The sequence below is a fragment of the Bradyrhizobium sp. ORS 375 genome (assembly GCF_000239775.1).
In the GTDB taxonomy this organism is placed as follows: domain Bacteria; phylum Pseudomonadota; class Alphaproteobacteria; order Rhizobiales; family Xanthobacteraceae; genus Bradyrhizobium.
This window is the reverse complement of sequence record NZ_CAFI01000439.1, coordinates 38,733-62,196: the sequence shown is the minus strand read 5'-3', so window position 1 is coordinate 62,196 and position 23,464 is coordinate 38,733. Positions and strand designations below refer to the sequence as shown.

Genomic DNA, 23,464 nt, shown 5'->3' with positions numbered 1-23,464 from the left:
CGTGCGTCAGCTCAGCTCCGACAGAAGCTTGAATTCGTCCTGCACTTCAAATCCGCTGGTTGATCCCTTGTAGGTCACGCGCAGATCGTATTTGTACTTCCCGGTCTTCGTCCGCCGCCACTGTCCCGCAACCAGCGGAGTCTTAGCAATGCCCTGAACAGGTCCCGAGGCGAAGTCGACGGTGCCGACCACCGTGTCGAGCTTGGTCTTAGCAAAGGCGGCGCGGACCGCCTCCTTGTTCTTCGGATCGCCGGAGGTCTTGAGCGCGTTCACCGCGACTTCCCAGAGGGCATGAGTATAGCCGAGCACGGGGGTCCACTGCGCGCCCTGCTTGTCCTCCCAGGCGGCCGCCAGCGCCTTCGCGCTCTCACCCGTCAGACTCGACGCATAGGGCAGCTGCGGCGACCACCAGATCTCGGTGGACAGGCCGTCGCCGCGATCGCCGAGCGCATCGATGCCGCCCGGAAACATAAAGGCTCCGGCAATGGTCACGATCTCCGGCCTGTAGCCGGCTTGCGCCGCGCCGCGCCAGAACGAGGCGAAATGGTTGGCGAACATGAAGCCCGTGAGCATCTGGGCATCCGCGCTCTTGAAGGTCGAGACCTGATTCGAGAAGTCGTCGGTTTCGATCTTGAACATGCCGCCTTCGACATTGCTGTAACCACCGGATTTGAGCGCCGCAGGCAGGCCGCGCTCCGGATCGGCAAATCCGCGCGCGGCGGGCTGGTCGACGTAGAACGTGCCGACCTTCTGGTTGAGGCGCTTTCGCACCGGCTCCCACATGCCGAGATAAGCGGCCGTAATGTCGGGCGTCTCGAACAGAAAATGGAAGGCCCACGGCGTGCCGTTGTTGCTGTAGGCCTGCGGCCCGCCGCGCATCGCGACCATGGCATCGGACGGAAACAGCGTGGAGATCATCGGCGTGCGATTGATCGTCGCCATCTGTCCGCCACCGACGGCGGCGAGCCCCTCGGGCGCGACGATCAGGTCGACCTTCTGCCGGGTGATCAGCTCGGTGACCGCCTGGGTCGCGGTATTGATCGAGCTTTGACTGTCACGCAGCAGGATTTCGACCGAATAGCGCTTGCCGCCGATCTCGAGGCCGCCGGCGAAGATCTTCTCCATCTGCGCCTTCACGAACGGCACGGCCTCGCCGAACAGCGCGCCTGGACCGGACACTGCGGCGATCCAGCCGATGCGGATCGTTCCGGCCTCGGCCGCCCGCACGGCAGGAAAATAGAGGCTGATGGCCGATGCGCCGGCCGCCGCCGCCCCGGTCAGCAAGCGGCGTCGCGATACGCCCGCATCTGGTGCGGGCACGATTCTGCTTGAAGTCGTCATCCGTGTTTCCTCCTCGCCCGGTCAAGATCGTCTTTTTCAATCAATTGACCAAATCATATGATTGGATTAGCGTTGAGTCAATCAACTGATTTGGTCAAATGACTTAGGTGCAGACCGTGGCTTCGACCGCCGCGCTCGCCCATGCGGAGGACAAACATGAAGGGCGAGATCTGGAGCTGGGACGCGTCAACGACGGCGGCTGCAATCCGCGCGGGCAAGATCTCCAGCCGTCAGGCGATCGAGGCCGCGCTCGGCAGGCTCCGCGAGGTCAACCCTGCCATCAACGCCGTGGTCGAGACGCTGGAGGAGGAAGCGTTGGCCGCTGCCGACCGCGCGGACAGGACCGCCAACCTCGAAGCCGCTGGGCCGTTGCACGGCGTGCCGGTGACCACCAAGATCAATGTCGATCTGGCCGGTCATGCCACCACCAACGGTCTGGTGGCGATGAAGGACGCTCTCGCCGGGGAGGACAGTGCGCCGGTCGCCGCGCTACGTCGCGCCGGTGCCATCATCATCGGCCGGACCAACGTCCCCGCATTCTCCTATCGGTGGTTCACCGGCAACGATCTGCACGGCACGACAAAGAATCCCTGGAATCCGAAATTGTCGCCGGGCGGCTCGAGCGGCGGCGCGGCGGCAGCAACCGCGGTCGGAATCGGCGCGTTCGGCCACGGCAATGATGTGGCGGGATCGCTGCGATTACCGGCGAGCGCGTGCGGCATCTATGGCATGCGCCCCACGGTGGGGCGACTGCCGAGCTACAATCCCTCGCAGCGGATGGAGCCTTCGCTCTGCCTGCAGATCGGCGCAACCGAGGGACTGCTCGCGCGATCGGTGCGCGACCTGCGCATCGGACTTGCAGCGCTCGAGGCGCGGGATCACCGCGATCCATGGCAGACGCCGGCGCCGATGCCTCGCGAAGCGGATCGCCTGCCCTGCAAGGTGGCGCTGTTCACAGGCGAGCAGGAGTTCGGCACGGCGCCTGAAATCGTCAGCCTCGTTCGCAAGGCCGCAGGCTGGCTGGAGCAAGCAGGCTACCTGGTCGAAGAGGTGCGGCTGCCGCCACTGGCCGACATCGCCGAATTGTGGATGGCCATGCTGTACGCGGAATGCAGCGGTCCGGTGCGAGAGGCGATGTTCGAGCTTGGCGGCGACGCATTCCGCCGATCCTTCATCGACAGCGCTGCGAACTTTCCGGTGCTGGACGCTTCGAGCCTGTACCGCGCGTGGGAGCGCCGGCTGTCGATCCAGCGCGAATGGGCAGTGTTCCTGAGCGAATATCCCATCGTGCTGATGCCGACATCGCTGCAGCCCACCTTCCCGATTGACCATGATCTGGCCGGGCCGGACGCGCTCGCGGCCATCTGCAAGGCATTCACTCCGTTGTCGTCCATCGCCGGGTTGGCGTTGCCCGCGATCTCGGTGCCTGCTGGGTCTGCCGCCGGAGCGCCGGCGGGCGTGCAGATCATCTCCGGGCGATTCATGGAGGATCGCTGCCTCGCTGCGGCGGCCGTCATGGAGGAACACATCGGAAAATTGCGGCCGATAGATCCGAAAGTCGCTTGATTTGGTGCCGATGCGCGGCAACATGAATCCCATGAACCAGCCTGTCACCAGAACGAGCTCCGCGCGTCCCAATAGCGACGGCCGGCGCGAGCAGATCATCGACGCGGCGCTCAAGGTGATGATCGCGGAGGGCGTCTACCGCGCCACGACCCGCAAGATTGCCGAGGCTGCCGGCGTCAACGTCGCAACGCTGCACTATCACTTTCATGACAAGGAGGAGATCCTCTTCAAGGTCATGGAGCTCCTCGTCGCCAACTACCGCGCCACCCTGGCGAACCAATTCGCGGCTCCGCAGAAGCTCCATGACCGCATCGCCGATCTCCTGCGCTTCATCTGGAGCGAGATCGAAAAGGCCCCCGGCGAGCAGCTGGCACTGCAGGAAATGACGCTCTACGTGCTTCGACATCCCCATGCCGAGCACATGGCTCGCGAGAAGGACCGCGAGTTTTTGTCGCTCTACGCCGACTCGCTGCGCATGGCGACGGATGTCCGCCCCGAGGACGAGCCGCAGATCATGGAGCTCGCCAACTTCATCTACACGAGCTTCGTCGGCATGCTCAACCAGTGGCTGGCGCTGCGGGATGCAGATCTGTTCACGCAGGCGATGAACAATCTGATCCGGGCGGCCCAGGAACTGGCTGGGAGCATGCTATCGAGCAGGCCGCGCAGGCGAGGCCAAGGGTGATATGTGAGAGGCCGATGGCTTGAACTGGTGCAATCGCAGCAGATCCAATGTAAAATCCTGCGGATGACATGCCGGTGGTCGAATGTTCCCCAAAGCCGCTTATCAGCTCGCAGCTCCCATCACTGACAGACGGACCGATATACTTTTCTGACACTAGTCCCTTTGGTCGAGCAGCTTGGCGACGCGACGCAAGCCGAGCAGATACCCCTGAGTGCCGAATCCTGCGATCACCCCATCAGCTCGCTTGGAGACAAACGAGTGGTGGCGAAACTCCTCGCGCTTGTGAACGTTTGAAATATGTACCTCGATCACCGTCCCTTCGAACGTGTTCAGGGCATCCAGAATGGCGACCGAGGTATGGGTGAAAGCCGCGGGGTTCATCACGATGCCAGCGGCCGTCTCCCGCGCCTCATGGATCCAATCGATGATCTCGTATTCTCTGTTGGATTGGTGAAAGCGGATCTCCAGCCCGATCGCCTTGGCCAGCACCTGACAATCCCGCTCCACATCCGCAAGCGTCTCATGACCGTAGATGTGGGGCTGACGCTTGCCGAGCAGATTGAGATTTGGCCCGTTCAAGACGTAGACAAGACGGCTCATGGACGTACTCCGTTCAGTGATGAGCGAGAATCTCACCAAGGAACTGCTTGGTGCGGGCGTGCTGAGGATTGCGGAAGAAAGCATCGGGTGCGCCTTCTTCGATGATCTGTCCGTCAGCCATGAAGATGATGCGATCGGCAACTTGGCGGGCAAAGCCCATCTCGTGGGTGACGCAGATCATGGTCATGCCGTCGTTGGCGAGGCCGATCATCGTATCGAGCACTTCCTTGACCATCTCGGGGTCGAGGGCGGACGTCGGCTCGTCAAACAGCATCACCTTGGGCTGCATGCAGAGCGCGCGCGCGATCGCGACGCGCTGTTGCTGGCCGCCCGATAGCTGAGCCGGATACTTCTCGGCCTGGTCGCCGATGCGCACCCGCTCAAGATATTTTCGCGCGGTCGCCTCCGCCTCTGTCTTGCTGATGCGGCGCGCGCGAATCGGCGCGAGCATGCAGTTCTGCAACACCGTCAAATGCGGAAACAGATTGAAGCTCTGAAACACCATCCCGACGTCCTGACGCACGACGTCGATCGCCTTGATGCTGTCGTCCAGCGCATGACCGTTGACGGCAATGCTGCCCTGCTGAATCGCCTCCAGGCGGTTGATGCAGCGGATCAGCGTCGACTTGCCCGAACCGGACGGACCGCACAGCACGATCTTTTCACCTCTGCGCACGGTGAGATCAACGTTGCGGAGGGCTTGATATCTGCCGTACCACTTCTGCACGCCCTTCATTTCGATCAGGATCTGGTCCTGCATGCTCGTCTCCGCTGTCGAGCGGCGGCCGACGCAGGTCGCGCCGGCCGCTTGCGTGGCTACTGGACGGTGAACGGAACGCCGGGGACGGAGTCGGGGAAGGTCGGCACGGGCACCTTCATCCATTTGGCGTAGAAGGCGGCCAGCCTGCCGTCCGACTTGATCTGATCGATGAACTTGTTGACCGTCTCGTTCCACTCCTTCTCACCCAGGCGGGTGCATGCGCCGTTGTACAGCGCGGTGAAGTGGAGCTTGGGCTCGAATCCGAGATCAGGCTTTGCGGCGTTGAGACGTTGCGGGTAGAACAAGTTCGCACCGACGGCCTGGACCTGGCCCGAGAGCAGCGCTTGGATCGTGGCCGCATCATCGTCGAACCGGCGGATCTCGGTGCCCGACGGCGCATTGTTGGTGACCTGGGTGTCTTGCGTCGAGGAGCGCGGGACGCCGATGACGTATTTTCCCATGTCAGCATTGCTGCTGATCGGCATCGCCTTGGCTGCGACCAGCGTGATCTCGTTGGCGACATAGGGCTTGGAATACTGCACCGCTTTGGCGCGATCCGGCAGCATGGCCATGGTCGCGAACAGGATGTCCACACGGCCCGTGGTCAGTGCCGGGATACGATTGGCCACGGCCAGCGGGGTGAATTCGGCCTTTACGCCGAGGTATTCAGCGAAGGCGCGCCCCATGTCGGCATCGATGCCATCCTGCTTTCCTGAGCTGTCAACATAGCCCCAGGGAGGATTATCGCCCTGAATGCCGATGACGACGACACCCTTCTTCTTGACGTCCTCCAACGTGCCGGCACTTGCTTTGCCCGGCGTGGCGACAGCCGCCATTGCGAGAAGCGCAACGCCGAGCTGGCGGCGAGTGATGGAAAGTAGCATTTTGTGTTTCCTCCGTTGTTGCTGGCTGTGTTTTTGATTGAGCAGGTGCGCCGTTCCTACCTTTGACCGGCCAAGGCGAGCCTGGCCTCCATCCGGCTGCCCCACCACGAGAGTGGCCAGCAGAGGACGAAATACATTGCGCCGACCACGCCGAAGACGAGCAACGGCTGGAAGGTCTGGTTCGATACGATCTGACCGGCGCGGGCGAGCTCGATGAAGCCGACAATGGCGGCGAGCGATGTGCCTTTGATGAGCTGCACGAGATAGCCGATGGTGGCCGGCAGCGAGATTCGGATCGCCTGCGGCAGCACGATGTCACGCATGCGGGATGAATAGTGCAGCCCGAGCGCCATCGCTGCCTCGGTCTGGCCGAGCGGCACCGCCTGGATCGCGCCGCGCCAGATCTCGCCAAGAAAGGCCGAGGCATTCACGGTGAAACCGATCGCCACCGCGACGAAAGCGTCGAGCTTCAGCCCGGTCAGCGCCAAGCCGTAATATACAACGAACAGCTGCAGCAGCAGCGGCGTACCCTGGAAGATCCCGATGTAGACGCGGACGATCCATTCCACGCCCTTATGACCACAGGTACGCAGCAATGCGACAGCCAGCCCCGCGGTGCAGCCGCCCACGAACGCAACCAGCGTCAGCAGCATCGTCCATTGCAGCCCGCGCAGCAGGAAGCCGAACTCAGCAAGGCCAAAATGCGGTGCCATGATCTCCTCCTCAGCGTGTCGGATGTGAGAAGAAGCGGTAAGAGATGGCGGCGAAGCCCAGCATCAACAGCCAGGAGATCGCGAGATAGAGAAAGGTCACGGAGAAGTAGACTTCGAAGCTGCGGAACGTGTCGCTTTCGATCCGCTGCGCAACCGAGGTCAATTCGTAGGCCGAAACCGCCGAACAGATCGACGATGTCAGCGTCAGCATGATGAACTGCCCCGTGAGCGAGGGATAGATTGCGCGGAGCGCGGGCTTGAGCACAATGAACCGGAAGACCTGCCCTTTGTGCAGTCCGAGCGCGTAACCAGCCTCCAACTGTCCTCTATGGATGGACTGAACCCCACCGCGGATGATCTCGATGGCGTAGGCGCCACCGTTGACACCGAGTGCGATGATTGCGGTCGCTGTCGGATTGAGCTTCAGTCCGATGAGCGGCAGGGCAAAGAACAGGAAGAAGATCTGCACCAGGAAAGGTGTATTGCGCACGATCTCGACGAAGCCGATCACAACAGCACGCAGCCACGCCGCCTTCGAATCGCGCGCCGCAACGCCGGCGACGCCGATCACCATTGCCAACGTCATTCCGGCCAGCGCCAGGCCCAATGTGCCGACGCATCCCCACAGCAGCGTGGGCATGGCATGCCAGACCACCGAGAAATCGAGCGTGTAGCCCATCGTGCGTTTCCTCTCGGGCGTTGTGCGTACCGCTCGCCCATCGGCCGGGTGTCACCCTCCCAGGGATGCGAAAGTCGTGAAGAAGACGTCTGGATCCGGTGAGATGCCCGTGAACAGGCGGAATGCTTCGGTGCCTTGGAAGATCGCCATGCCGCCGCCGCCGACCGTGCTGCAGCCGAGGCCACGCGCTGCGCGCAGCAATGCGGTCTCCAGCGGGAAGTAGATGATCTCGGCCACCCAGAGACTCGGACGCAGCAAGGCTGTCGGCAACGGTGTCCCTGGATATTTGTCCATGCCGATCGGCGTCGCATTGACAATCCCGTCTGCGGCAGCCACGGCGGCCGCGACATCCTGGCCGACCTTCAGGAGCCCCTTTTCGAATCGCGCTGACAATCCGTCAACGACGCTCCGCGCCTTCGCCAAGTCGACGTCTATGATCGTCAGATCCTGTACGCCGAGCTTCATGAGCGCGAACGCGACTGCTGCGCCCGCGCCGCCGGCGCCGAACTGGACGACGCGGCCAAGCGGAGCACCTTGCATGTTGCGGCGGAAATTCTCGGCGAAGCCGAACCAGTCCGTGTTGTGGCCGGTCGTTCGGCCATTCCTGATGACCACGGTGTTCACCGCGCCAAGGGCTTCTGCATCCGGCGAGAGCTCGTCGAGCAGCGGAAGGATCGCTTGCTTGCAGGGATGGGTCACGTTCAGCCCGTCAAATCCCATTCGCCTTGCTGCCGTGACCAAATCAGGCAAGGCTTCGACACCGAGCTTCAACTCCGCCAGATCGATCTTCTTGTAGATATAGCGGAGACCGGCCGCATCAGCGGCGGCTTCGTGCATCGGCGGGGTGCGCGACGCCGCGATGCCGCTGCCGATCAGACCGACGAGAAAACTGGGTTTGAAATGGACCGCCGACATATCTCGCTGCCCGTCAGGCCAAGGGAACGGTTAGCTTGGTAATCACCTCGGCCGTGCTCGGCCTGACGCCGCGCCACCAGACAAAGGCTTCAGCAGCCTGCTCGACCAGCATGCCGACGCCGTCCGCGAGCTTGGCAACGCCTGCTGCGCGCCCGGCCTTCAGGAAGGGCGTCAATCCCTTGCCGTAGGCGAGGTCGTACGCCAGTTCCGCGCCCCGCAAGACATTGCCTGGAGGTGGCGGCATCTCGCCTCGCAGGCTGGCCGAGGTCGCGTTGACAACGATGTCATAGGCTTCGGCGAGGTCGGCCAGTTCGGCATAGCCGCTGACGATCAAGGGACCACAACCGGCAAACTCTTCAGCCAGCGCCACCGCCTTCGACAGCGTTCGATTGACAAGAACCAGCTCAGCCGGCTCCTGGCGCAGGAACGGCAGCAGTGCACCGCGGGCTGCTCCTCCGGCGCCGAGCATCAGGACACGCCGACCGCTCATTCTCACCCCAAGGTTCACGGTGATGTCGCGCACAAGGCCGACACCATCGAAATTCTCGGCAATGATCCGGTCGCCCTCGAACTTCAGACAGTTCACCGCGCCGGCCCGCTTTGCGCTGTCCGAAAGCTCAGTCGCATAGGCGAAGGCATCGAGCTTGAACGGGGCGGTGATGTTCAGCCCCTTGGCACCCTCGGCGCGAAATTGATCGACCCGTCCGGCAAAGCCTCCAACCGGACCCTCGATCGCTTCGTAGGAGAGGTCCTGTCCAGTTGCCTCGGCGAACGTGCCGTGAATGAAGGGCGACTTGGTGAACCCGATCGGATTGCCGATGACGGCATAGCGGTCAGTCATCGCTCACTCCTTCACTGCGTCTTCGTTGTAGAGAACGCCGTCGCGCACCATCGCATCGACGGTCTCGGCCGAGAATCCGAGCGATGCGGCGATCCGGCGGTTGTCCTGTCCAAGCAGGGGGGCCGGCGTGCGGACCGTGGTGTCACAGTCGGAGAAGCGGAAAGGCAGGTTCGGCAGCGTCACCTTGCCGAGCACCGGATGCTCCTGCACCACCAGCATGCCGCGGGCATGGATCTGCGGATCCATCACGACCTCCTCGATCGTCTGCACCGGAGCCGACGGCACTCCCGCCTGGTCGAGTGCGGCGAGACAGGCGTCTCGAGACGGCTGCGACAGCGTCCAGTTGCGCACGATCTGCATCGCTTCGGCATAATGGGCGTTCCGCGCCGCAGGCCGGGCAAAGCGCTCGTCGGACGCCAACGCCTCCCCGCCGATCAGCGCCGCCAAGCGTCGCCACGCGTCATCGACTTGCGCTGCGATGACCAGGTTGCCGTCCTTGGCCGGAAAGACCCCGTAGACGGTCGAGTCCGGCTGTCCGCTGCCGGTCTGCTTGGGCAGGTCAGTGCCACCGGAGAGGAAGTAGCGCTGAACCGCATAGTCGTGCATCGAGACCATGCAGTCGTACAGCGCCAGATCGATATGCTGGCCGCGTCCGGACGACGCGCGGCCGACCAGCGCGGCGTTGATTGCTGCGACACCATGAATGCCGGTGTACATGTCGGCCAGCGGCATCCGCAGCAGCGGCGGCGCTTCGCCGGGCGTGCCCAACTGCGCCAGGGCGCCGGACATCGCCTCTGCGATCAGGCCAAAACCCGGCCGGTCGGCATAGGGGCCGGTATGGCCATAGGCGGAGACCGAGCAGTAGATCAGCCTCGTATTCCGCGCCGACAGCGCCTTGTAGCCGAGTCCGAGCCGCTCAAGAGCGCCGGGACGGTAGTTCTCGATGAAGACATCGGCCGTGTCGACCAGCTTCATCATCAGGTCCAGACCGCGCTTGTCGCGCAGATCGATGCACAATCCCTGCTTGCCCATGTTCTGCTGCAGGAAGTAGCCGGACTGTCCGTCCTTGAAATAGCCATGGGCGCGGCCCGCATCGCCATCCCTGGGACGCTCGACCTTGACGACCTCCGCGCCCATGGCGGCGAGGCAACGGCCCATGAACGGGCCTGCAAGGAAATGGCTGTAGTCGATGACGCGAACGCCCTTGAGCGGCCGATCTTGTGTGGTCATGCCGGCTCTCCTGCGGCGCTGATCTTCGGGCGCATCGGAATCATCAGCCGGTGCTCGCCCAGTTGCACCACTTCGCCGCGCTGATTGATCAGCTCCGAGGGCAGCACCACGATGCCCCACCCTTCCCGCCTCGTGGCGCGCATCGAACCGACGCGGAACTTCACATGTACGGTGTCGCCGAGCTTGATGGGCAGCTTGAAATCCCACGTCCAGCCCAGTGACATCCCCGGAAGGAACCGGTAGTCGGCGCGGGTCTTCAAGCCGTCGGCGAGCGACAGACCAAATAGCCCGTGCGCGACGCGCGTTCCAAATGGCGTGGTCTTGGCATAGTCCTCGTCGACGTGGACAGGCGTGAAATCACCCGTCAGTTCAGCATAGGCATTCACCATCGCTTCGGTGACCGTCACTGAGGGAGTGATGCATTCGTCACCGACGTTGGCGTCGTCCCAATAGCGCTCCTCGGTCATATCGTATCTCTCTCTGGAGCTAAGCGCGGGGATTGATCGCCAGGGCGGCTTCCACCGCGCCCGCGCTCGCTTGCAGGATTTCGACGTTGAGCCCGCCTGGCAGCTCCAGCCAGTTCGGCCCGGCCGGCAGCGCCGTGGCGCCCCAGGCTGCGGCACGGGCGAGCACGCCGTCGTAGTCGTCGACCATGATGCCGAGATGGGCGAGACGCCCCTCTGGTCCGACAAAATCCGGATCTTCGATCAGTTGCACGCTGCCGAGCACCCACACCTGGCGCGGACGAGCGCCATCGGCGGGTTGCTCATCGCGAATGGCGAGACCCAGCACGTCGCGAAAGAAGCCGACGTGTCGGTCGACGTCCGGCACGCGAATGGCGACGTGCTCGACATAAGCGCGCGGCAGCGACATCGTCTCAGGCCTTTCCGGGATAATCGCTGCGGGCGTACTCGATGCCCTTGATCAGTGCGACGAGAGTGGAGTTGACCGGCGTCGGCACGTGGAGCTTGGCACCCCACCGCACGACGGAACCGTGGATGTAATCGACCTCGGTCAGATTGCCCGACTGCAAGCTCTGCAACATCGACGTCTTGAACTCGGGCGGCAGTCCAGCAGACGCCATCGTCCAGGCACGCCGCGGGTCGGTGATCGAGATCCTCACGCCGGCAGCCTGAGCCACCGCGATGCCCTCCGAAATTGCGGCCAGCGCGCACTCTTCCAGAATCGGGAGCGAATAGAGGCCGCCGTAGGTCAGACCGGTAATGGCAGTCACCCCGCCGCCGGCGACGTTGATAAAGAGCTTGTCCCACATCGTGCCCAGGATGTTGTCGCTGAGCAGCGTGAGAAGGCCGGCATGATTGAAGGTCTCGGAAATTCGCAATGCGCGTTCCGTCACACGTCCGTCGAGTTCGCCGATGATGGTTTCCTTGCCGACCACCCCCGAGCAAACATGACCCGGGCCCAACAGCACGCCGCCGACGTAGGTCTTGCCGGCCATCACCCGGTCACGACCGACCTCCTCCGACAGAATGTCCTCGTGGCCAAGTCCGTTTTGAAGCGACATCACCACCGTCCGCGGCCCGATGATCGGCGCTGCCGCCCGGATGGCATCCCGCGTATGGTAGGATTTGACCAGGACGATGAGGAGGTCCGCCACCGCGCCGACCTCGGCCGCGGAGGTGCAGGCAGTGACCTTCACAACGCTCTCGGCGTCACCTTCGAGCATCCTCAGGCCCGCCGCATTGATCGCGTCGACATGGGCCTCGAACGGATCGATCAGCCAGACCTCGGCCCCGCCCCGCGCCAGCGTGCCGCCGATGGTCGAGCCCAAGGCTCCTGCTCCGATAAAGCAGATCCTCATCCGAACGCTTCTCCCTGGCCGGTCTCGGCGCTGGGTGCGTTGGTATCAGGGCGGCCGACATTACGATATACTATGATCTTTATATCCATTATTGTGAATCGCAATGACGCACCCGGATCGCGCCGACACCAACCTGCTGGACCCGCGCCTGCTCAGGCTGTTCGACGCATTGTTCACCACGGGCAGCGTCACCAAGGCGGCCGAGAAGCTCGGTCAAAGTCAGCCGACGATCTCGATCTGGCTGGCGCGCCTACGAAGGGAATTGGACGATCCGCTCTTCATCCGCTCAGCGGAGGGGATGCTGCCGACCCCGCGCGCCGAGGCGCTCATCGGCACGGCGAGGCAGGCCTTGGAGATGCTGCGTCGTCTCTCAGAGCTTCGCACCGATTTTGATCCGACCACTGCAAAGCGCCGCTTCGCGATCTGTATGACGGATGCAAGCCACGTCACGCTGCTCCCGTCCATTCTCGCTCATGTGCGCCGCGTCGCCCCTGGCGTTCGTATCGAGGCGACGCAGATCGGTCCCGATACCCCCCGGATGCTGCAATCCGGCGAGGCCGATCTTGCACTCGGCTACATCTCGGATCTCGACGCCGGGCACTTCCAGCAGGCGCTCTTTCCGCAGGACTGGGTCTGTTTGGCCAACGCCAAACACGCTCGGATCCGTGATCGCATGACGATAAGGGATTTCAGGCGCGAGGCGCATGTCTTCATTCGGTCAGGCACGGGACATCAGTTGCTCGGGAGCGCGCTGCAGGAGCAGCAGATCGTGCTCGAGGTTGCGCTCGAGCTACCCGGCTTCTTGGGACTGCCGGCAATTGTCGGAACGACCGACCTGATCGCCACCCTTCCAAGGCACATCGGCGAAACGCTGGCGCACTACTACGGTCTGCGCGTGCTCGACTGCCCGCTGGCGATCGCCGGCTTCACGGTCAAGCAATATTGGCACGCCCGCTTCCATCACGACCCGGCAAGCCAATGGTTGCGTGGCCTCTGCGCGGAACTCTTTCAACAGCAGGACGTGCGAGGTCTCCATCGCTCCGCTCTGCCAAAACGAAGGCGACGCAACACCTAAGGACACCCGATGGCAGGCCTACACTTTGCAATCGTGAGCGCCGAGGTGTTTGAGGCGGTCGAGAGGCGACACCCGCCTGGCGGCGTCTGTGTTGAAATTGCAAGCCGTCTCAACTCGCTGATTGGCGCCGAGGCATACCCGAGCAGCGTGAAGAGAGTGTGGGGAAAGCTGGTAGCGGGGGGATGCTACCGCCTTTCCCCACACCAGCCGAACATACGATACTTCATCCAGTCCTTCGCTTGGTTCATTCGGTCACAGCCAGCCTCCGGCTTGGCCGTGCGTCGAGCGACGCCGCGGGCTTGCACGACGATGTTGTCGAGCTTTCGGATGTCCTGCTCGGTCTGCCCCCTGCAGGAAAGTTGATGGGGCGAAGGTGAGATCCGCAACGGCCGTCCGCGAAGCACCAGTGGCGCCCCGCCCAAAGGGTATCGATTGTACCAGTTGGAAGATAGCTGACTTGGTGCGCTTCATGTCCGGATGCGGACAGCGGGCTAGCAAAGACGTTTCGCACACTATCGTGAGACGAGCCCGATATTGCTGTCGCAAGACGGGGATCGGCTGACCTCCAACGGCCTCGGGGGAGTCGTAGCCCTGCCATCGTGAACTATTAGGACTGCAGTTCGCGTCGCCGCCTAAACTGGCTGGCGGCCGGTGCAGGATGGAAACAGAGTCTGTTTGACTTATTCGCTGTCGAACGTGCGGTGTGCATTGACGCGACGAGCAAAAAATCGTTCCGCGCCACAATGCGCTCGAAATCCACGGAGAGAAGCACTTCAGGCTCGTCACGAGCGCTTGCGAACAGGGCCTTGCATGTTTCCAACGGCCACTCTTAGACTGGCTCCAGTCTGCCGCCTCCGATAGGGGTTGTTGCGGGTGGGTACCGATGGCTGAGAACAGTTGTGTCAACCTCGCCCATTTTGCGACGCAACAAAGACTGCTTTTTGCGGACTTCTTCAAGCACTCCCTCGCCGTTGCACGCCCCTCGCGGATCTTCGTGATTGCGGCGGACGCAAAAGCGATCACGATCGCCGAAAGGCTTGCGAGGCGCGTCAACAAGATCCGATGCGTCGAGGGAAAAACCTTCGTCGACATGGCGCTGCTGCGGGTACCGATCTCGTTCCGTGATGTCGCAGCCCAGATCGAGAACTGGGTCTCGTCAACCCGTGATCACGGCCCTGCCATGCTCGTCGTTGACATGAGCTGGGGCCTCGAAACCAACTCCGCGACTGCCAACTTCGAGGGCTGGCCGGCGCTTGCCGAGGCGCTCACCCGGCAGTCCGTGCTCTCGATCGCCTCGCTTTACAACCGCCGGCTGCTGATCGATGAGCAACTGCTCGTCGCTCTCCGCGGCCATCCGCAGATTCTCACCAGCGCCGGACTGGTCAGCAACCCACATTGGCTCCCGTCGCGGCTGCAGACTCGCGGTGCGCTCCGCGAGCAGGTCGATTTCTGGCTTGGCGCGATCGCGCCGGAGCTGCGGATCGGAACGTCGGCGGCCGCGTTGCACGCCGCGGAGGGAGCCGACCCGATGTGGCTGTTGCGCCGATCGGCAGAGGAGCCTGGCGCGGTTCATCTCGACAGCCGCGACCGCTGGAAGATCCGTTGCTTCGGCCGTCTGCGCGTCTATCGCAACGACGGCAGCCAGGTGAACTGGGACCCGCCAGGCGGCGCGACCCGCAAGACCAAGACGCTGTTCGCCTATCTGCTGCAGAAGGGCGGCCATGGCGCCAGCACCGACGAGCTCGCGGACCTGCTCTGGCCCAAAGCCGACGACATCGAGGCGGCGCGCAATCGCCTGTATCACACCGTGCGCTATCTTCGGCTGGCGCTCGGCCAGTCGGAGGGGCGCGACGGCAGCCGCAACTACGTGCGGCGCGAGGGCTCGCGCTACGTGCTGGTGCCGCCGGAGCGCAGCTGGCTCGACATATCGACCTTCGAGCAGCTGTGCCGGCAGTCACAAGGACACATCAAGGCCGGCGCCAGCGACGAGGCGCTGATCTGCCTGCAGGCGGCAGACCGTCTCTACACAGGCGACCTGTTCGAGGACATTCCGGTCGAATATGCCGACGATGGCGAGCGCGACTGGTGCTGGAGCAAGCGCTATTGGCTGCGCGACATGTTCTTCAAGGTGCAGCGCGACGCGGCTCGGATCTATCTCGAACGCAGCGACTACTCGGCCGCCCTGGCGCATTGCCAGAAGGCGCTCGCGATCGACCCGTTGTGCGAGATGGCGCATGCCGAGGCGATGCAGGTTTTCAAGGCGCAAGGACGACGCGAGGCGATCGACCGCCAGTTTAAGCTCTACCTCGACTCGCTCAAGCATTTCGACAATCGGCCGAAAAGCGCCTCGCTCCAGGAGCTGCATCGCCGGCTGACGGCTTGAGCCCCGCACGCTGGCGACGGATCGATTTGCGGCCCTTGCCGGTCAGCCCTCCGCAGGACAGCAACAGCCCGCCAAATTGACATTTTACGTCAATTTTTCATAGAGTTAACGACTAAAGAAAACCCAAAGGCTGCCGCTTAGAGTGAGCCCATAACAAACGGTCGCCGTCAATGGCGACGAATGGGAGGACCACATGCCAGGTTCGGCTGCCCAGCGGGCGCGTTGCCCATATCACGACGCCGCGAAGGATTTCGACCCGTTCGAGATGCGCGATCCGTTCCCATTCTACGAATGGGCACGCGCCGAGGCGCCGGTGTTCTTCTCCGACGAGCTGAAATACTTCGTCGTCGCGCGCCACGCCGACATCAAGGCGGTGTTCGAGGACTGGCGCACCTTCTCCTCGGAGAACGCCCAGGCGCCGCTGCGCCCGATGTGCGACGAGGGCAAACGCATCATGCGCGAGGGCGGCTTCACCGCCTATTCCGGCCTATCGGCCCGCGTGCCGCCCGATCACACCCGTATCCGCAAGCTGGTCCAGGGCTGCTTCGGACCACGCCGATTCAGGGCGATCGAGCCGGAGATCAAGGCCATCGTCAACCAGGCGATCGACGCCTTCGCTGCGCGCGGCCATGCCGACTTCTTCCGGGAGTTCGCCTATGACGTGCCGGCGCTGGTGCTGTTCAAGCTGGTCGGCATTCCCAACATGGACGTGCCGCGCGTGAAATCCTGGGCGGTGAGCCGCGCGCTCCTGACCTGGGGCGATCTCAGCGACGACGAGCAGGTCGTGCACGCCCGCAACATGGTGGACTACTGGAACTACTGCCGCGACCTGGTGCGCCAGCGCCACGACGATCCGACCGACGATCTGCCGGGCGACCTGGTGCGGCTGCAGAAGGAAGGCGCCGAGATCAGCGACGAGGAGATCGCCGGCGTGCTCTACAGCGCGCTGTTCGCCGGCCACGAGACCACGACGACCCTGATGGCCAACGGCATGCGCGAGCTGCTGCAGCGGCGCGAGAACTGGGAAGCGATCCTCGCCGAACCGCAGCTGATTCCGAACGCCGTCGAGGAATCGCTGCGCTTCAGCCCGTCGATCGTAGCGTGGCGAAGGCGCGCGCTGAAGGACGCGGAGATCGGCGGCGTGCCGGTGCCGAAGGGCTCCAACATCCTGCTGCTGATCGGCTCCGCCAACCGCGACGAAAGCGTGTTCTCGGCCCCGACCAGCTTCGACGTCCGGCGCACCGACGCGCGAAGCCATCTGGCGTTCGGCTACGGCATCCACACCTGCGTAGGCCAGCAACTCGCCCGCATCGAGTTCGCCATTGCCTTGGGCGAGCTGACACGTCGACTTCCGAGCCTGCGATTGGCCGCGGACCAGACCATCGACTTCGTTCACAACATCTCGTTTCGCGTGCCGACGGCGCTTCGGATCGAATGGGACGTCGCCTGATACGGCGCGTCCGTCGCTCGAACGCGTGTCACAAGCAATAACAAGTCCGGAGCAGATCCGGACCAAAAGGTGGGGAACAGACGCATGGGCGCCAACGCAGCCGCATCCTTCATCGTGCCGTTCGAAGCCGCGCGCGAGGCCGACTTCCCGCGCATCGGCGGCAAATGCGCCAGCCTCGCCCGTATGATCGCGCAGGGCGTGCGCGTGCCCGCAGGCTTTGCGGTCGCCACCGACGCCTACGCCCTGCATCTGCGCAGCAACGGGCTCGAGGCGACGATCAGCGAGCGGCTGTCGCGGATCGTGCTCGATGATGTCGACGACGAGGAGAAGCTGTCGCACGAGATCCGCGACGCGATCGTCGCCCAGCCGATGCCTGGCCTCGTCGAGCAGTCGATCCGCGAGGCCTATCGCCGGATGTCACCCGACGGCCAGCTGCCGGTCGCGGTGCGCTCCTCCGCGACGGCCGAGGATCTGCCCGATGCCAGCTTCGCCGGCCAGCAGGACACCTATCTCTGGGTGGTCGGCGAGGATGCCGTGGTCGAGAAGGTGAAGGCCTGCTGGGCCAGCCTGTTCAACGCCCGCGCGATCTCCTATCGCGCCGAGAACGGGCTCGGCCAGATCGACGTGCTGATGTCGGTCGGCGTCCAGAAGATGGTCAATGCGTCAGCCGCCGGCGTGGCGATGACGCTCGACCCGATCAACGGCGATCGCACCAAGATCGTGATCGATGCCGCGTTCGGGCTCGGCGAGCCGGTGGTCTCCGGCGAGATCACGCCGGACAATTTCGTGGTCGAGAAGGTGCTGCTGCAGGTGATCAAGCAGCGCATCTCGGAAAAGGATTTCGAGCTGGTCGCCGATCGCGCGGCGCGGCGCACCGTCGAGCGCGTCATCGCGCCGGAGCGGCGTACGCTGCCGTCCCTGACCAACGCCCAGGTCCTTGCCGTCGCCCGGCTCGCCAAGTCGCTCGAGCGCAGCATGGGCTGCCCGCAGGACGTCGAATGGGCGATCGATGCCGATCTGCCGGACGACGAGAATCTGGTCGCGCTGCAGAGCCGGCCCGAGACGGTGTGGAGCCAGAAGAAGAAGCAGACGACGGCCGTCTACGAAACCGGCATTGCCGGCGTGCTGGGGACGCTACTCGCCCCGGTCCAAGCCAAGCGCTGAGCATCACGATAACGAACAACAGAAAGAGCGAGGGGAAACGACCATGACGGCGCACGCGAAATTTCCGAGTCCCTATGACCTGAAGACGCCTGCGGGCGCCGAGGGCTGGGAGAAGCTCTATCCCTACTATCTGCAGTTCCAGAACAGCCTGCGCGACAAGGAGGACGGCAAGTTCTGGTTCTGCGATTCGCAGCACTGGCCTTCCCCGTTCAAGCCGTTCGACGCGGTCACGGTCGAATTCGCCGTCAAATGCCTCGGCCAGTACAACACCCGGCACTATCTGATCCCGCCGGCGAACGGCGTCGAGTACCGCATCCACAACGGTTACTGCTACATGAGCCCGGTCGCGGTGGCGCCCGAGCTGATCGGCGGCCGCGTGCCGCATTTCATGGAGCGCGCCGGCTACTACTTCCAGAACTGGGATCGCCTGCTGGCCAACTGGGACAAGAAGGTCCGCGCCAACATCGCCGATCTCGAGGCCCTCAACTTCGAGCCGCTGCCCGACGCCGTGCCGCTCGACTGGGTCACCGGCGGCGTCGGCCTCGACAACACCTACGCGCTGACCGAGACCTATGACCGGGCGATCCAGCTGCTCTACAAGACCTGGCAGTATCATTTCGAGTTCCTGAATCTCGGCTACGCCGCCTATCTCGACTTCTTCAGCTTCATGAAGGGGCAATTCCCCACCATTCCCGACCAGGCCATCGCCAAGATGGTCCAGGGCGTGGAGGTCGATCTGTTCCGCCCCGACGACGAGCTGAAGAAGCTCGCGAAGCTCGCGGTGAAGCTGGGCGTCACCGATGCGCTGAAGAGCGGACCGGTCGACGAGGCGCTCGCCGCGGTCGGCCGTACGCCGAACGGCGCCGAATGGCTCAAGGCCTGGAAGGATGCGCAGGACCCCTGGTTCAACTTCACCTCGGGCAACGGCTTCTATTCGACCGACAAATACTGGATCGAGCATCTCGACATTCCGCTCGGCTATATCAGGGACTACGTCGTCCGCGTCCAGCGCGGCGAGGAAATCGACCGGCCGACCGAGGCCATCGCCAAGGAGCGCGACCGCATCACCTCTGAATATGCCGAGATGCTCGACGCCGACGCCCGCGCCGCCTTCGAAGGCAAGCTCGGGCTCGCCCGCACCGTGTTCCCCTATGTCGAGAACCACAATTTCTACATCGAGCATTGGTCGATGAGCGTGTTCTGGCGCAAGATGCGCGAGCTCGGCGCGATCTTCCGCGATGCCGGCTTCTGGAAGGACGCCGACGACCTGTTCTATCTCAACCGGCAGGAAGTCCGCGACGCCTTGTTCGACTACGGCAACGGCTGGGCGGTCGGCGCGCCGGCGATCGGCCCGACCTACTGGCCGCCGGAGATCCAGCGGCGCAAGAAGATCCTCGCGGCGCTCGCGACGACTCCGCCACAGCCCGCGCTCAACAATCCGCCAGACGTCATCACCGAGCCGTTCACGATCATGCTCTGGGGCATCACCACCGAAAGCATCGGTCGCTGGCTCGACGGCGCGGCGAATACGACCAAGCTGTCCGGCATGGCCGCCTCGCCAGGCATCGTCGAGGGTCGCGCCCGCGTGGTGCGCTCGGCCGACGAGCTCGGCCAGATCGAGCAGGGCGAGATCCTGGTCGCGCCGGTGACCGCGCCAAGCTGGGCGCCGATCTTCGGCAAGATCAACGCGATCGTCACCGACATCGGCGGCATGATGTCCCACGCCGCGATCGTGTGCCGCGAATATGGCCTGCCCGCCGTCACCGGCACGGGACGCGCCAGCTCCTCGATCAAGAACGGTCAGATGCTGCGCGTCAACGGCTCGACCGGCGAAGTCACCGTTCTGTCCTGACCCCGAACCACGGAAGGCCGGCTATGCCGGCCTTCCCCGCAAGATTGGACATTGCAATGCTCGACAGGCCCGAGATCGGCAGCCGGTATGATCAAGTATGGCGCATCAGCGAGCCGTATATGCGCGCGCGCAAGAACGACGTCCACATTCCGCTGTCCTATGCCTATGCCCGCGAGCTGCTGGCGCATTATCCGGACGCGGACGAGGACATCGTCTCGCTCGCGATCATCCTGCACGATATCGGCTGGTACTCGATCGACATGACCGACATCATCGAGAAAGGCTTCGGCCCCAACATGATGCAGTCCGACGTGCGCTTTCTGCACGAGAGCGAGGGTGTGCGCATGTCGCGCGAGGTACTGGAGCAGGCCGACTGGCCGGAGCCGGTCATCGTCGCGGTCGGCGAGATCATCGACGGCCACGACACCCGCCCCTACCCGCGCTCGCTGAACGACCGGATCGTGCGCGACGCCGACAAGCTGTGGCGCTTCACCACCACCGGCGTCGCGGTCGCCTGCGACTGGTTCAAGATGACGCCGCATCAATATGCCGCCCGCCTGACGACGCAATTCGCTCTGCTCGAGACCGAGGTCGGACGACAGATGGCCGAGGAGGCGCTGGCCAAGACCCGGGCCGCGCTGATGCTCGACCTGATCTGACCGGAGGGCCCGCGGACATGGACATGTTCATCGATGGCCGCTGGGTTGCAGCCCGGAGCGGCGCGACCTTCGACGTGCTCGATCCCGCCACTGGCGAGACGATCGACAGCGTTCCCGATGCCAGTCGGGCCGACGCGGATGCCGCGATCCGATCGGCCGAGAGGGCATTCCAGGCCTGGAAGGCAACGCCGGTCGCGGAGCGCGCACGCCTGCAAAAGGCCGCCGCGCGGCTGATGCGCGAGAACGCCGAGCAGCTCGGCCGCCTGCTGACCCGCGAGCTCGGCCGTCCGCTGGCGGGCACCATCACCGAAATCCAACGCTCGGCCGAATTGCTCGACGTCTATGCCGAGGAAGGCCTGCGCCTGCACGCCGAGATGCCGCTGACCGGCGTTGCCGGCGAGAAGATCATCATCACCCGCGAGCCGGTCGGCGTCGTCATCGCGATCACGCCGTTCAACTATCCAGTCACCCTGCTCTGCTTCAAGCTGGGCGCAGCGCTGATGGCCGGCTGCACGGTCGTCGCCAAACCCGCCGAGGACACGCCGCTGTCGACCCTGCGGCTCGCCGAACTGTTCAAGACGGCAGGTTATCCCGATGGCTGCTTCAACGTCGTGACCGGCCGCGGCCCCGACATCGGCATGCAGCTGATCGAGCATCCGACGCCGCGCAAGATCGCCTTCACCGGCGGCACGCGGGCTGGCAAAGCGATTGCCGCGGCGGCCGCAGGCACGATGAAGCGTATCACACTCGAGCTTGGCGGTCAGTGTCCGGCCATCGTCTGCGCCGACGCGGATGTCGGCGCGGCGGCGGCCGCGATCGCGCGTCACGCCTTCGCCAATTCCGGGCAGTTCTGCTACCGCGTCAATCGCGTCTATGTCGAGCGGGCCGCCTATGCGAGATTCCTCGATGCGCTTACCGACAAGGTCCTGCAGCTCGACGTCGGCAACGGCCTGACCTCGACCTGCGCGCTAGGGCCCCTCGTCAACGAGAAGATCTATCGCAACAGCGAGAGGCAGATTGCCGATGCGCGCTCTCGGGGCGCAAGGCTGCTGACTGGCGGCACCATGCTCACGGGCGGGACCTACGACAAGGGCTGGTTCCTGCCGCCGACGGTTATCGCCGATGCCGATCCTGCCTCTCTCGTGATGACCGAGGAAACCTTCGGGCCGGTGCTTGGTATCGCTCCTTTCGACGACCGCCGGGAGGCGCTGCGGCTGGCGAATGCCACGGTCTATGGCCTCGCCGCCTTCGTGTTCTCCCGCGATCTCGCCACCGGACTCACATTGGCCGAACGCCTCGAAGCCGGCTCGGTCTGGGTCAACGACATTCAGCGCTCCAGCCAGCGCGCGCCGTTCGGCGGCCTCAAGCAAAGCGGCATCGGCCGCGAGAAGGGTCGCTACGGCGTCGAGGACTATCTCGAATACAAGACGATCTATCTCACCTACGACGCGGAGCTGCGATGACGCATTTTCTGCGCGACCAGGATCTGCCGATCTGGCTGGCGGCGCGGCCGTGGCTCGACGTGCGCTCGAACGACGAGCACACCCTGATTTCCTATCGGCTGGGCCAGGCGCTACTGCGGAGCCATCCCGAAGCGAACGCCTCGGTGGTGCTGCCCGCGATCCTGATGCACGACGTCGGCTGGAAGAAATTCCCGCCGGAGCAGCTCGCCGCCGCCGTCGGTCCCAATCCGAAATATCCCGAATTGCAGCGCGCCCACGAGATCGAGGGCGTGAAGATTGCGGCGGAGGCGTTCCAGCGGCTCGCCATTCCCGGACTGCAGATCGAGACCATCCTGGCGATCATCGACGGCCATGACACGCGCAAGGCCGCGATCTCGCTGGAGGACGCGCTGATGAAGGATGCCGACAAGCTGTGGCGCTTCACCGGGCACGGCGTCGCCACGATCGGCGGCTGGTTCGATACGCCGCCGAAGGAGACGCTCGCGATGCTCGAGAGCTTCGTGCTGCCGTCAATGCTGACCGATGCCGGCACCGCCATGGCCCAGGCGCTGCTCGCCGAGGGCATGGCCTTTGCCTACGTGACCGACTTGCTGCATATCGAGGTGTCCGCATGAGCACGATCCAGCTGCACGGCAAGCGCGTCATCGTCACTGGCGCCGCTGGCGGGCTCGGCCGCGGCTTCGCGCTGGCGTTCGCGGCCGCGGGCGCGGAGATCGTGGCCGCCGACATCCGGCTCCGCGGGGTCGAGGAGACCGCACGGCTGATCCGCGACGCCGGCGGCAAGGCGCATGCCGCCGAGGTCGACGTCGCGAGCGAGCCATCCACCGCAGCGCTGGCACAGTTCGCCGCCGCACGCATGGGCGGCGTCGACGTTCTCGTCAACAATGCCGCGATCTATGCCGGGCTGGAGCGCCGCGGCTTCGAGGAGATCCCCGAGGCCGAATGGGACCGCGTCATGCGCGTCAACATCAAGGGCGTGTGGATGATGAGCAAGGCGGCCGCGCCACTGATGCGGCGCGCCGGCGGCGGCGCAATCGTCAACGTCTCGTCGGCGACGGTCATGAGCGGCTCGCCGATGTGGCTGCACTACGTGTCGTCGAAAGGCGCTGTGATCGCGATGACCCGCGCGCTGGCGCGCGAGCTCGGCGACGACAGGATCACCGTCAACGTCATCGCGCCCGGCTTCACGCTCACCGAGGCCAGCCTCGGCCTGATGGAGAATGCCGCCGAATACGGCGTCGCGCGCGGAGCGCTGAAACGCGCAGCCGATGTCGACGACATGGTCGGCGGCGCGCTGTTCTTCGCTTCGCACGCCGCCTCGTTCATCACCGGCCAGACCCTGATCGTCGACGGCGGCCGGCAATTCAATTAGGGACGTGAAC

The 23,464-nt window shown here is 64.2% G+C and carries 23 protein-coding genes; 11 read left to right on the top strand and 12 right to left on the bottom strand.

Features of this window, described 5'->3' with window-relative positions; all coding sequences use genetic code 11:
* Positions 1-6 precede the first annotated feature (6 nt).
* A complete protein-coding gene (locus BRAO375_RS29145) occupies positions 7-1,341 on the bottom strand; it encodes an ABC transporter substrate-binding protein (protein WP_009031023.1) in 1,335 nt (444 codons plus the stop codon).
* A 141-nt stretch (positions 1,342-1,482) separates the two neighbouring features.
* Between BRAO375_RS29145 and BRAO375_RS29140 the strand changes: the two genes are divergently transcribed.
* Both BRAO375_RS29140 and BRAO375_RS29135 read left to right on the top strand, forming a co-directional pair.
* Positions 1,483-2,907 carry an amidase gene (locus BRAO375_RS29140; protein ID WP_349546088.1) on the top strand — a complete coding sequence of 475 codons (1,425 nt, stop codon included), beginning with the start codon at positions 1,483-1,485 and terminating at the stop codon, positions 2,905-2,907.
* A gap of 31 nt (positions 2,908-2,938) precedes the next feature.
* Positions 2,939-3,592, top strand: a complete 654-nt coding sequence (locus BRAO375_RS29135) for a TetR/AcrR family transcriptional regulator (protein ID WP_175345391.1) — start codon at positions 2,939-2,941, stop codon at positions 3,590-3,592.
* A gap of 153 nt (positions 3,593-3,745) precedes the next feature.
* On the opposite strand, the gene aroQ is transcribed toward BRAO375_RS29135, so the two are convergent.
* Genes aroQ through BRAO375_RS29080 form a run of 11 tightly spaced genes read right to left on the bottom strand, consistent with a single transcriptional unit; the run spans position 3,746 to position 12,036 of the window.
* Positions 3,746-4,192 (bottom strand): type II 3-dehydroquinate dehydratase, encoded by a 447-nt coding sequence (gene aroQ / locus BRAO375_RS29130; RefSeq protein WP_035642877.1) that lies wholly within the window; start codon positions 4,190-4,192, stop codon positions 3,746-3,748.
* A 13-nt stretch (positions 4,193-4,205) separates the two neighbouring features.
* Positions 4,206-4,952 (bottom strand): amino acid ABC transporter ATP-binding protein, encoded by a 747-nt coding sequence (locus tag BRAO375_RS29125; protein ID WP_009031019.1) that lies wholly within the window; start codon positions 4,950-4,952, stop codon positions 4,206-4,208.
* Between the two features lie 56 nt (positions 4,953-5,008).
* On the bottom strand, positions 5,009-5,836 hold the full coding sequence (locus BRAO375_RS29120; protein ID WP_009031018.1) for a transporter substrate-binding domain-containing protein: 828 nt from the start codon (positions 5,834-5,836) through the stop codon (positions 5,009-5,011).
* Positions 5,837-5,892: 56 nt separating this feature from the next.
* Positions 5,893-6,549 (bottom strand): amino acid ABC transporter permease, encoded by a 657-nt coding sequence (locus tag BRAO375_RS29115; RefSeq protein ID WP_009031017.1) that lies wholly within the window; start codon positions 6,547-6,549, stop codon positions 5,893-5,895.
* A 10-nt stretch (positions 6,550-6,559) separates the two neighbouring features.
* Positions 6,560-7,228 carry an amino acid ABC transporter permease gene (locus tag BRAO375_RS29110; protein ID WP_009031016.1) on the bottom strand — a complete coding sequence of 223 codons (669 nt, stop codon included), beginning with the start codon at positions 7,226-7,228 and terminating at the stop codon, positions 6,560-6,562.
* 51 nt (positions 7,229-7,279) lie between these two features.
* Positions 7,280-8,143, bottom strand: coding sequence for a shikimate dehydrogenase (locus tag BRAO375_RS29105; RefSeq protein ID WP_009031015.1), 864 nt, complete (start codon positions 8,141-8,143; stop codon positions 7,280-7,282).
* A 13-nt stretch (positions 8,144-8,156) separates the two neighbouring features.
* Positions 8,157-8,984: a shikimate dehydrogenase gene (gene aroE / locus BRAO375_RS29100; RefSeq protein WP_009031014.1), complete on the bottom strand. Its 828-nt coding sequence runs from the start codon at positions 8,982-8,984 to the stop codon at positions 8,157-8,159.
* Positions 8,985-8,987: 3 nt separating this feature from the next.
* The gene (locus BRAO375_RS29095) at positions 8,988-10,214 is read right to left on the bottom strand and encodes a CaiB/BaiF CoA transferase family protein (RefSeq protein ID WP_009031013.1); all 1,227 of its coding nucleotides are present in this window, start codon (positions 10,212-10,214) and stop codon (positions 8,988-8,990) included.
* Positions 10,211-10,681: a MaoC family dehydratase gene (locus BRAO375_RS29090; protein ID WP_009031012.1), complete on the bottom strand. Its 471-nt coding sequence runs from the start codon at positions 10,679-10,681 to the stop codon at positions 10,211-10,213. The genes BRAO375_RS29095 and BRAO375_RS29090 overlap by 4 nt, the downstream gene beginning before the upstream one ends.
* A 19-nt stretch (positions 10,682-10,700) precedes the next feature.
* On the bottom strand, positions 10,701-11,087 hold the full coding sequence (locus tag BRAO375_RS29085) for a VOC family protein (protein WP_009031011.1): 387 nt from the start codon (positions 11,085-11,087) through the stop codon (positions 10,701-10,703).
* A gap of 4 nt (positions 11,088-11,091) precedes the next feature.
* Positions 11,092-12,036, bottom strand: coding sequence for a ketopantoate reductase family protein (locus BRAO375_RS29080; RefSeq protein WP_035642874.1), 945 nt, complete (start codon positions 12,034-12,036; stop codon positions 11,092-11,094).
* Positions 12,037-12,139: 103 nt separating this feature from the next.
* Here BRAO375_RS29080 and BRAO375_RS29075 point away from each other — a divergent pair, with 103 nt between their 5' ends.
* The 9 genes from BRAO375_RS29075 to BRAO375_RS29035 all read left to right on the top strand — a co-directional run bounded on the left by BRAO375_RS29075 (position 12,140) and on the right by BRAO375_RS29035 (position 23,454).
* The gene (locus BRAO375_RS29075; RefSeq protein WP_009031009.1) at positions 12,140-13,111 is read left to right on the top strand and encodes a LysR family transcriptional regulator; all 972 of its coding nucleotides are present in this window, start codon (positions 12,140-12,142) and stop codon (positions 13,109-13,111) included.
* 883 nt (positions 13,112-13,994) lie between these two features.
* Positions 13,995-15,494, top strand: a complete 1,500-nt coding sequence (locus tag BRAO375_RS29070) for an AfsR/SARP family transcriptional regulator (RefSeq protein ID WP_009031007.1) — start codon at positions 13,995-13,997, stop codon at positions 15,492-15,494.
* A 193-nt stretch (positions 15,495-15,687) separates the two neighbouring features.
* Positions 15,688-16,944, top strand: coding sequence for a cytochrome P450 (locus BRAO375_RS29065; RefSeq protein WP_009031006.1), 1,257 nt, complete (start codon positions 15,688-15,690; stop codon positions 16,942-16,944).
* Positions 16,945-17,028: 84 nt separating this feature from the next.
* Positions 17,029-18,108, top strand: a complete 1,080-nt coding sequence (locus BRAO375_RS29060) for a PEP/pyruvate-binding domain-containing protein (protein WP_009031005.1) — start codon at positions 17,029-17,031, stop codon at positions 18,106-18,108.
* A gap of 43 nt (positions 18,109-18,151) precedes the next feature.
* Positions 18,152-19,960 carry a PEP-utilizing enzyme gene (locus BRAO375_RS29055; RefSeq protein WP_009031004.1) on the top strand — a complete coding sequence of 603 codons (1,809 nt, stop codon included), beginning with the start codon at positions 18,152-18,154 and terminating at the stop codon, positions 19,958-19,960.
* Positions 19,961-20,016: 56 nt separating this feature from the next.
* On the top strand, positions 20,017-20,619 hold the full coding sequence (locus BRAO375_RS29050; RefSeq protein WP_009031003.1) for an HD domain-containing protein: 603 nt from the start codon (positions 20,017-20,019) through the stop codon (positions 20,617-20,619).
* A gap of 17 nt (positions 20,620-20,636) precedes the next feature.
* The gene (locus BRAO375_RS29045; protein WP_009031002.1) at positions 20,637-22,082 is read left to right on the top strand and encodes an aldehyde dehydrogenase family protein; all 1,446 of its coding nucleotides are present in this window, start codon (positions 20,637-20,639) and stop codon (positions 22,080-22,082) included.
* A complete protein-coding gene (locus tag BRAO375_RS29040) occupies positions 22,079-22,696 on the top strand; it encodes an HD domain-containing protein (RefSeq protein WP_009031001.1) in 618 nt (205 codons plus the stop codon). The genes BRAO375_RS29045 and BRAO375_RS29040 overlap by 4 nt, the downstream gene beginning before the upstream one ends.
* Positions 22,693-23,454, top strand: coding sequence for an SDR family NAD(P)-dependent oxidoreductase (locus BRAO375_RS29035; RefSeq protein ID WP_009031000.1), 762 nt, complete (start codon positions 22,693-22,695; stop codon positions 23,452-23,454). Before BRAO375_RS29040 ends, BRAO375_RS29035 begins: the two co-directional genes overlap by 4 nt.
* Positions 23,455-23,464: the final 10 nt, after the last annotated feature.